At 35.4% G+C, this 9148-nt stretch carries 9 protein-coding genes and 1 pseudogene; 7 read left to right on the top strand and 3 right to left on the bottom strand.

Going from position 1 to position 9148, the window contains the following annotated elements; all coding sequences use genetic code 11:
- Positions 1–168 (top strand): annotated as a pseudogene (locus tag ACFIKY_RS08505) (P-type DNA transfer ATPase VirB11); the annotation flags it as partial.
- A gap of 54 nt (positions 169–222) precedes the next feature.
- Here the strand turns inward: ACFIKY_RS08505 and ACFIKY_RS08500 are convergent.
- Both ACFIKY_RS08500 and traA read right to left on the bottom strand, forming a co-directional pair.
- Entirely contained in the window at positions 223–441 is a 219-nt protein-coding gene (locus tag ACFIKY_RS08500) for a type II toxin-antitoxin system RelB/DinJ family antitoxin (protein WP_375647750.1), read from the bottom strand.
- 78 nt (positions 442–519) lie between these two features.
- Positions 520–4233 carry a Ti-type conjugative transfer relaxase TraA gene (gene traA, locus ACFIKY_RS08495; protein ID WP_375661695.1) on the bottom strand — a complete coding sequence of 1238 codons (3714 nt, stop codon included), beginning with the start codon at positions 4231–4233 and terminating at the stop codon, positions 520–522.
- Between the two features lie 234 nt (positions 4234–4467).
- Here traA and ACFIKY_RS08490 point away from each other — a divergent pair, with 234 nt between their 5' ends.
- The 6 genes from ACFIKY_RS08490 (at position 4468) to ACFIKY_RS08465 (ending at position 8475) form a co-directional block, all read left to right on the top strand.
- The gene (locus ACFIKY_RS08490; RefSeq protein WP_375647747.1) at positions 4468–4671 is read left to right on the top strand and encodes a TraC family protein; all 204 of its coding nucleotides are present in this window, start codon (positions 4468–4470) and stop codon (positions 4669–4671) included.
- A gap of 52 nt (positions 4672–4723) precedes the next feature.
- Positions 4724–4948, top strand: coding sequence for a conjugal transfer protein TraD (locus ACFIKY_RS08485; RefSeq protein ID WP_375647746.1), 225 nt, complete (start codon positions 4724–4726; stop codon positions 4946–4948).
- Positions 4926–6836, top strand: a complete 1911-nt coding sequence (traG, locus tag ACFIKY_RS08480) for a Ti-type conjugative transfer system protein TraG (RefSeq protein WP_375647744.1) — start codon at positions 4926–4928, stop codon at positions 6834–6836. Before ACFIKY_RS08485 ends, traG begins: the two co-directional genes overlap by 23 nt.
- A gap of 422 nt (positions 6837–7258) precedes the next feature.
- Complete coding sequence (locus tag ACFIKY_RS08475) at positions 7259–7666, top strand: replication protein RepA (protein WP_375630387.1); 408 nt, start codon at positions 7259–7261, stop codon at positions 7664–7666.
- 225 nt (positions 7667–7891) lie between these two features.
- Positions 7892–8170, top strand: coding sequence for a type II toxin-antitoxin system RelE/ParE family toxin (locus tag ACFIKY_RS08470; RefSeq protein ID WP_375630386.1), 279 nt, complete (start codon positions 7892–7894; stop codon positions 8168–8170).
- A gap of 17 nt (positions 8171–8187) precedes the next feature.
- Complete coding sequence (locus tag ACFIKY_RS08465) at positions 8188–8475, top strand: HigA family addiction module antitoxin (protein ID WP_375612417.1); 288 nt, start codon at positions 8188–8190, stop codon at positions 8473–8475.
- Positions 8476–8524: 49 nt separating this feature from the next.
- On the opposite strand, the gene ACFIKY_RS08460 is transcribed toward ACFIKY_RS08465, so the two are convergent.
- A complete protein-coding gene (locus ACFIKY_RS08460; RefSeq protein ID WP_375612418.1) occupies positions 8525–8701 on the bottom strand; it encodes a hypothetical protein in 177 nt (58 codons plus the stop codon).
- Positions 8702–9148 lie beyond the last annotated feature (447 nt).

Below are 9148 nucleotides of genomic sequence, written 5' to 3'. Positions count from 1 at the left end.
ACCCTTTTAGTCAAAGAAAGTGACGGTGGTGGTAATTTAGCACGCGATGATATCCGCGGCTTATTAATCTCGATGATAGATGTCATCATCCAATGCAAACGCCTTGAAGGCAAATTTCGTGTAACAGAAATCTATTACGACCCCTTCAAACGCCGTGATGCTTTTTAAAAACTGTCGAAATGACTTAAATAACTCATTCATATCTTTCGCAAAGTATACATCTTATCCTTTTGCATTCTTTTCAAAAGTTTTAAGCGTTTTCGCATTAGAAATAGACATATCAAACGGCAATCCTCTTTCATCAACAACTTTAGCTAAGGAAATTCGTATGAAATCAGACACCGTAAGTCCTAAACTTGCTAATATTTCACCAGCTTCTTTTTTCAACTTCTTATCTATATTTGCTCGAACAACATCTTTTGAATCTACGGCTATGCCCATAGTAAACCTCCTTTAGTTACCTTCTTATGTATGGCTCAAATGAGTTATTATAACAAGTGTCTAATGTTCTAAATTTCTTTATCGTGTAATTTCTTTTGACATTGTTTGCACTATCACATTGTTTAGCTCTTGTGTATGTATCTGTTGCAAAACTTTAACTGCTGTTTGAAGCTCTTTCACAAGCTTTTTATCTTGAGGCTGATTTGGCATGATTGCTTTTGACAAGTCAAAGTCTTGTTTATGAATAGCATCCTGTCCAAAACGTTTATCTAAAGCACTTTTCAGCTTTAAAAATTCTTCACCAACCTGCTCTGGTATCTTTGAATAACTATCACGACCAGCTTCAACATTTTTCATAAAAGTCACTGCTTCTTGTGAAAGTGACGGAACCTCTACTTTTAACTGTTCACGCTCCCGTGTAACACTAACCATCAGCGTCTCATAAGAATTCTCATAAAAGGATTGAAGCATTTTAATAGAAGAAATAGCAAGAGGAACATGATAAAGCGCTTCTTTTCGTTCTTTTCCTGTAGCCTTCAATTTATCGATAAAACGATCTGATCCACGCAGTTCGCCCGCTCTATCAGGTGCCCTATCCAAAATATCAGAGAGTTTATCGCCTTTCCCTGCTAAAATCGTTTGCTCAATCCTAAGCGCAGCCTCTTGTGGATCTTTATAAATAGATGCTAAATGACTGTTTAACTCCTTAAACATATCAATGTAAGATTTTTTATTTCTAAGAGCGCTTAGCACCTTCTGTTCTAGATTAGAGTTATCCGTATAAGCAGCAAGGTATGGGGCTTTTTCCGTTGTTTTTGATGCAACATTCAACTCTTTTTGTGATTGCTCAACCTCGAGCTCTTCTTTTTTAAGTTTGCTAAAAACTGTCGTTGCTCTCCCCCAAAGGGTTTCAATCTTTTCTTTTTGTTTTTGCAACCATTCTTTATTAAAATCAACATAAGAGGCTATTTTTTCCCCTAAACCTTGAGAAACATCAATCCCTCTATTTTTTTTAAATTTGGCTATATAATCTCTATAATCAGGAGATTCAGAAAAATCGAGAGTTGTTGTTTTAACACCAGACCTAGAAAGAGCTGCTACCAATTTTTCATAGGTATTTGCACGATCGGATTGTTTAATGCTACTAGCAAAAGAAGGATCACCACGTTCTATAAAATCCACATGAAAAATGTTTTGTCTAATCTCTTTATTGTTAACAACAACAGTCTCTTTGTTTTGACGAATGGATATCTTATCACCAAGCTCAATACGAGCCCCATCTATCGCAGAGGGAAGATTTACACCATAAACACGTTCAACTCCACGGAAAGTTGCTATATCCGCATAAGGTGTTTTGGTTTTGGCTGTTTCACTAAAAGAAGCATACCCAGCTTCAACAAGTTCACCAGTGATTGTACCTTTAACCTGTTTGTGTTCGTGTAATCGAACGTTTTTAAAATCCTCTTCGGCTACATAAAGATGTGACTGATGCCTATGGCGAGACATTGCAACATAGGAGAGATGTTGATCCATAGATGAGGAGGCTAAAACAAAGACATTATCAACGGTAACTCCTTGACTCTTATGAATCGTAGCCGCATATCCATGATCAACGTTTTGATAGGTCTGATTGGAGAAAACAACTTCTTGGCCAGAGTCAAGACACACTTTTAAAAGCGGTTTTCCTCTTTCATTTTGTGTAGACAAAACAGTTCCCAACATACCATTTTTAACTTTTTGCTTTCCTAATTCTGGGGCTGATCTTTCTTCAAATTGAGCATTTTCAAGAAAGATAATTCTGTCACCAACAACAAATTCCCTATGCCCCTTAAGAGTATCAAAATTTGTAACGCTTGCACTATCTTCAGATTTAAGTAAACGAGCATCTTTAAGAGCAGTTCGAATTTCTTCATTTAATTTTTTTACAGACGCATTCGTATGAGCAAGAACAAGTAATTCGTCACCCCGTAAAGTTTTTCCTTCTTCCAGAGCTTTTTTTTCAACTTTTCTTCGTGTATTCATCCAATCTTTAACAAGAGTATTTATGGCTTGATCATGCGTTTTAGTCTCACGAATGAATCCTCTATTTTTATAATGATCTAAAGCTTCCTTTACTTGTCCACGTGCAAACTGTCGTGATGCATCTTGCCCCCATTCTTCTTTTTGTCTCCTAATACCGGATAATTCTACATAACCAATATTATCAACTACAGCGCGAAATGCCGCTCCAGCCTCAATGGGTTGCAACTGCATATTATCACCAACTAAAACAATTTTTGCGCCTGCTTTTTCAATTTTTTGGACAAAATGCGAAAGTTGTTTTGAAGAAACCATTCCAGCTTCATCAATGACAAAAACATCACCAACCCGTAATTCATCTTTTTTATTTTTCCACGCTAATTCCCACGCAGCAAGAGTTTTACTTTTTATCTTTGAAGATTCTTCAAGACCTTCCGCAGCCTTCCCCGCAAGCGCTGCTCCAAATACACGCTTCCCACTATTAACCCACGCAATATTTGCGGCTTCCAATAGAGTGGATTTTCCAGCACCTGCATAACCAACAACCGCCGCAATACCTTTATCATCTGTAATATGTTGAACGGCTAATTTTTGTTCTTCTGAAAATTTAAATCTATCACTTTTATCTTTATTCTCAACAGACTTTATTGCCTCTAAAACCTGTCTATCTTTTACACCGTGTCCTGTCGTTTGAGACAACGAAACAACACTCCGCTCCATATCATATTCGGTTTTTAATATTTCCTTTGTGGAGTAAATAACTTTATAAGGATTGGAATGATCTTTAATTTTAATCAGGTTATTGCTTTGTTCTAAGCGCACCATAATATCATTAAAGTCATTTGAATTATCAACATATCTATTAATGATCTTAGCAAGATCACCATGATTAAATGTCGACTTCTCAAATGAAATTAACTTCAATACTTCATTAGGGTTTTCTTTAATTTTCTCTACAGATCTCTGTTTTATTTTTTCATTAGCTTGTACCGCATTGCTAGCAAGTCCTTTTTTACTCATTGCATGAGCAGATTGCCCCAAATGAATGGTTGGCTCTATAGATAAACCACGCTCTTTGTAAGAACGCATATCTACTTTTATATCATGACCTGCAAGTGCAAGATGCATCGTTGCAATCTCACCCCATGAGTTGCGTAAATCCTTCAATGCATCTTTATGACCTATGACGGTTTCATAAACTATACGCTCTTCTTTTCTTATAGCATTCCCTTGTCTATCACGAATAGTAACAAGAGATTTTTTTACTGTTCCATCTTCATTTAAGACAGCTATTTTTTTGGGACCAAAACCATTTTCTAAAACTGGACGTAAAGTATGCATAATATGCACATGTGGATTTCCTTCCTTGTCATGATAAACCCAATCAGAAACAAGACCACGTGATGCAAAGTTTTCTTTTACAAAGTCTCGTACAAGAGAAATATTTTGATCTCGTGATAACTCTAATGGCAACGCTATAACTATTTCTCTTGCCAACTGTCCATTCACGCGCTCACTATTTTGCACAGTGTTCCACAGCCATTCACTTTTTTTATCATTTGTATCAAAATAACTGAGCTGTTGTGTAATCCATTTTGGAGAACCCTCTGGAATATTCATTTCTGAATGTACAAGGTCTCTATCTTTATCATATTTATGCGTATGAGATCCTTCTAACTCATCAAACATCCTTGTCCTATGGCGATAGGCAGCCGCCGAAATTGCTGATTTTCCAGCACCAATAATTTTAGCTTGTAAATGTGTACTTGCCATAAGATACAATTACCAAAAATTGTGTTTATTTCACAGAAATAATCTATAGCATGAAACGTTTTACTTTAAAACGTATAATTGCGCCTTCAAAAATCTTTTGAAAAAAGACATTTTCAGGAGCGCATAAATGCGCACTATTAAGTATTGTTATTGGAGATTTATTCTGTTAAGTAAAAATAAAGATTAACAAATAAAAGAGAATTTTAAATGTCACGTAAATCTTTAGAAAAACTTATGGAAGAAAAAAAATCTCTTGAAGAAAAAAGTAAAAAGCTTCTTGAAAGAATTAAAGCTGCTAAAAAACAAGAAGGGGAAAAAATTGCACTATTAGCAGCTGAAGCGGGATTAACAGAATTAAACATAACAAACGATCAATGGAAAAATATTTTCGAGGAGATTAAAGCCCGATTTCAAAAAGAACAGCAAAAAACTGAATAATCTTGGTAACTCTATAAAATCACTAAGACGCATTGAAAAAAGGAGGAGATTTTTGAGTGATGAAATAAGGCGTAAAGATGCACGTGAAAAAATTATTCTAGGCGGTCTTGTCGTAAAGGCTGGTCTTAAAAATGCCGATAAGTCTTTCATTTTAGGATGTTTAACTCATGCTGCAAAACTTGATATAAATTCAAATGAATATAAAAAATTACAAAAAATAGGACAACATTCTTTTACTGATACGCGGGGTCAAAATGATAAACAATCTAAATCGTAAACAAATCATATTTTTAATATGCCCTTTTCTCTTTTCAATCATAATTCTTTTTCTTGTAAACATAACAATCAATAACATTACAGAAAATGGAACGACGCCTGATGCTTATTGGTTTGTTCGTTCAAAACCTCTCGATATTCTCGTTCTTATTGCACTTTCAGGTTCTTCATTCATCTTATTACAAAAAAGACATATAAGAAAAAATATTACTATTTCGTCCATGATCGTCTTTGGTTTGTTTGCAACTTATTATAGTGCAAATGAATATATCAGACTTAGTCCATATGTTGGTCAAGATAATATGACATGGGCGGATGTTCTTCCTTTCTTTGATAGGATGGTTTTATGGGGTGTTGTTATTGGCGTTGTTATCCTTGGTTACACTATGAATCTATCGTTGCCAAAAAAATTACCTTCGAAAAAATTAAAAAATACAATCTTCGGCGGCGCTCAATGGATGAATATGAAAAAACTAGAAAGCATCTTTCCAAGCGATGGAGAAATCATCGTAGGAGAACGATATCGAGTAGACGAAGATATTGTAACAGATGTTCTTTTTGATTCTCAAGACAAAACAACATGGGGGAAAGGAGGAACACAGCCATTACTAACATATAAACAAAATTTTTCTTCACCCCACATGTTATTTTTTGCTGGTTCTGGTGGTTATAAAACAACCAGTAATGTTATTCCAACTTGTCTCAAATATTCCGGTCCACTGGTCGTTTTTGACCCTTCAACTGAAATCGCTCCAATGGTAAAAAAAACAAGGCAGCTGTCAAAAAGAAAAGTATACGTTCTTGATCCCCATGGAGATTCAACAAAAACTTTTAATCCCTTAGATTGGTTATTAGATAAAAATATCCCTATTTGTGAAAAGGAAGTAGGTCTCGTAGAGACAGCACGACTCCTCCTTTCAGAAAATTATAGATCCACTTCAACCGATCAATTTTTTATCTCTCATGCTCACAATTTGTTAACAGGTCTACTTGCACATGTCGTCTTTTCTGATGAATACAAAGAACATGAAAAAAACTTAAAAACACTTCGTATGATTGTATCAGAACCAGAACCATCGGTTATTGGAAAATTGAAATCAATACAATCAAATTCTTCATCACAATTCATTCGTGAAACCCTCGGGGTCTTTACCAATATGGCACAGCAAACTTTCTCTAGTGTTTATGCTACTGCTTCTAAAGATACCCAATGGCTTTCCCTTGATAGTTATGCCAACCTTATAAGTGGTGACGACTTTAAAACTAATGATATAACAAAAGGCAATGTAGACATCTTTTTTAATATCCCATCAAAAACTCTAAAATCTTACCCTGGTGTGGGACGGATTCTTGTTGGTTCTCTTCTCAAAGCTATGGAAGCCGCAAATGGAAACTATGAAAAAAGAGTCCTCTTTGTTTTAGATGAGATTGATCTGTTAGGATATATGAACATCTTAGAAGAAGCTCGTGACCGTGGTCGTAAATATGGAATATCTCTCATGCTCTTTTACCAATCTATAGGACAAATTGAACGTCATTTCGGTTCATCGGGTGCTATGACATGGTTTGAAAGTTGTGCTTTTATAAGTTATGCCGCAATACAAGATATTAAAACTGCTGAAAATATATCTAAGGCATGTGGTCAAATGACTGTTGAAGTGAAAAATTCAAGAAAACCTCTAGGAGGATTCCATACAAGAGGGACAGAAAATGTAAACACCCAGCAGAGACCTTTAATTTATCCTCATGAAATTACCCAAGAAATGCGCCTAGACGAACAAATCATTCTCGTGCGAGGGCAACCCCCTATCCGTTGTGGACGCTCTATCTATTTTAGACGTAAGGATTTAACAGCCCTTACTAACAAAAATAGATTTGCTCCTAAATAATAATATATCCTAAATAGAACTCACTTCGTTCGTCCATAATCAATAATGAGAGGCTATCCGCCTCTCAAACTCTCTGGAACGCTCACCAAAATCATGACATCAGACCCGCGTTTAATGAGAGGACTAACAAGTCTTGGTTCTTAGTGTCAAGGAAACCATTACATGGCGCCTAACGGCGTCCTTGACAAAGAACCTAACGTCTTGTTTCGTCCCTCTCACGCGGCTCCGAAATCATGATTAGAAGGAGAGCGTTTAAGGGTGCCTACACAGCACCTTATAGTAGGGAAAAAACATTTGATTTTTTAACTACGTGGATAAAAAAATTATACCAAATAGATGTAAAATAGTGGAGGTTATGGACGGCTTTGTTGTTTGTGTCATACCTAAAAGGCAAAAATGGATTTAAAAAGGAATGGATTGCAATGCCTCAACATCCGATGGCTATAATAGCGAAAAGTAATTTAAACGGATATGATCTCAAGGTGTTTTTCATTCTGGCTTCTCGTCTTGATTTCGAAAATCTATTAGTCGTCAATCAAACGGAATTGGCTAAAAAAGTTGGTATTACCAGACATCACTTTAATCGAAGCGTAAAAAGACTAATAGCTATGGATATTCTTTTGGAAGGTCCTCGTATTGGGATTAATAGATCCTACCGTCTCAACCCAAACCTTGGTTGGAAAGGTAGTGCTAAAATCCACAAAATAGCTCTTAGAAAGAACTTAAAAAATCGCATGAAAGCAGCCGGTATTCAAGGTGTATATGAGAATAGAAAACCTTTAGAAATGGACATTAGTAATCAAATAGATCTTGAAGATTATCTTAGATAAAAAAATAATTAGCTCCATTTATCTATAAAATAAGAGGCTGCCCCCTCCTCAATTCAAAAAATCTGCTTTAGCAGGCATTTTTGATGCTTAAAATATACAGATACAGAAGAGAAAAATAATAAAAGCATAGTAGTTACGCTTCACAATGTTACCAATAATGGTAACATTGTAGCTTAATGAACAACTTCTTCTTGTATTTTATAACGATACACATTACAGTGAATCATGATTTTGGGATTTAAACATAAAGGGCTTGAAGCCTTCTACACTACTGGTACTACAAAAGGAATTCAGTCTGCTCATACTCAAAAGTTAAGGCGTATTCTAGGTGCTCTTGACGTAGCTATATCACCAAATGATTTGAATTATCCGTCCTTTCGATTACATCCTTTAAAAGGTGATCTTAAGGGCTTTTGGTCAATTACAGTAAATGGAAATTGGCGTGTAATATTCCGTTTTGTTGGTATAGATGTCGAATTAGTTGATTATCTAGATTATCATTGAATAAGGAGAGATAAAAAATGATGAAAAACCCTCCACATCCTGGAGAACTCTTGCGTGAAGATGTAATCGTAGAGCTTGGTTTATCTGTTACCGAAACAGCTGAACGGCTTGGTATGTCTCGTGTAGCTTTTTCTAGGGTTTTAAATGGAAAAGCTGCTGTTAGTCCCAATCTCGCTATTAGACTTGAAATGGCTGGTGTGAGTACTGCACGTGCTTGGCTAGCTATGCAAACAAATTATGATTTAGCGCAAGCTTTAAAACAGAAACAGCCTAAAATACATCCTCTTTGTACTAGCTCTTGTTAGTACCATTCTATCGTATTGGAGAGCTTGACGAACATTCTCTAATAAGCTTTTACTTGAAAAGCATAAGATCAGAACCAGGAGGAGCTAGCCGTAATAGCAGCGTATCGTACCCCCAATTGACAGCTAAACTTAGAAATATCAAAACTATATAACCAATGACCATTGCTGTTTGGTGTTCAAAAGGTGCAGAGCCCGCTACATATCCAGTAAAAAAAATAAATAACACCAGCAAACTCCCCCCTGCTATAAACTCTGTTAAAATAATAACCGGTTTGCGAATAAGCAAAAGAAAAAGGAAAAGGAAAAAAAGGCACGTTTTCAATATCTTATGTAATATTTTATAAACGATAGAAAACACTCTACGTATTATAGTTATTAAAATTGATTGTTTGGAATTTGGATTTTTCTCTTTTTTATTTAATTTATTAGTAGATAGAGTGTCCATTACCCCCTCCAATATTTTTATCTATAAAACGCTTTATGGCTATATGATACGTTTTATTTTATTCACGATTATTTATATACCTATATAGATAATTATTTCAATTTTATGATTTTTTAGTGCTTAATGTAACATACGGTTTCTTTATTTTTAAAAAGCAGGCGCCCCCCGCACCTGCTATTTTATTTACGCAACATCCTCATACTCATCACGAAAATAATCATCATCACT

The sequence above is a fragment of the Bartonella sp. CR127HXZ genome (assembly GCF_042194555.1).
In the GTDB taxonomy this organism is placed as follows: domain Bacteria; phylum Pseudomonadota; class Alphaproteobacteria; order Rhizobiales; family Rhizobiaceae; genus Bartonella; species Bartonella grahamii.
This window is presented reverse-complemented; position numbering and strand designations above follow the sequence as displayed.

Coding starts and splice junctions, on each gene's coding strand:
- ACFIKY_RS08470 (WP_375630386.1), top strand. CDS start 7,892: ATGATTTTGGGATTTAAACATAAAGGGCTTGAAGCCTTCTACACTACT.
- traG (WP_375647744.1), top strand. CDS start 4,926: ATGATAAACAATCTAAATCGTAAACAAATCATATTTTTAATATGCCCT.
- ACFIKY_RS08475 (WP_375630387.1), top strand. CDS start 7,259: ATGCCTCAACATCCGATGGCTATAATAGCGAAAAGTAATTTAAACGGA.
- traA (WP_375661695.1), bottom strand. CDS start 4,233: ATGGCAAGTACACATTTACAAGCTAAAATTATTGGTGCTGGAAAATCA.
- ACFIKY_RS08490 (WP_375647747.1), top strand. CDS start 4,468: ATGGAAGAAAAAAAATCTCTTGAAGAAAAAAGTAAAAAGCTTCTTGAA.
- ACFIKY_RS08500 (WP_375647750.1), bottom strand. CDS start 441: ATGGGCATAGCCGTAGATTCAAAAGATGTTGTTCGAGCAAATATAGAT.
- ACFIKY_RS08465 (WP_375612417.1), top strand. CDS start 8,188: ATGATGAAAAACCCTCCACATCCTGGAGAACTCTTGCGTGAAGATGTA.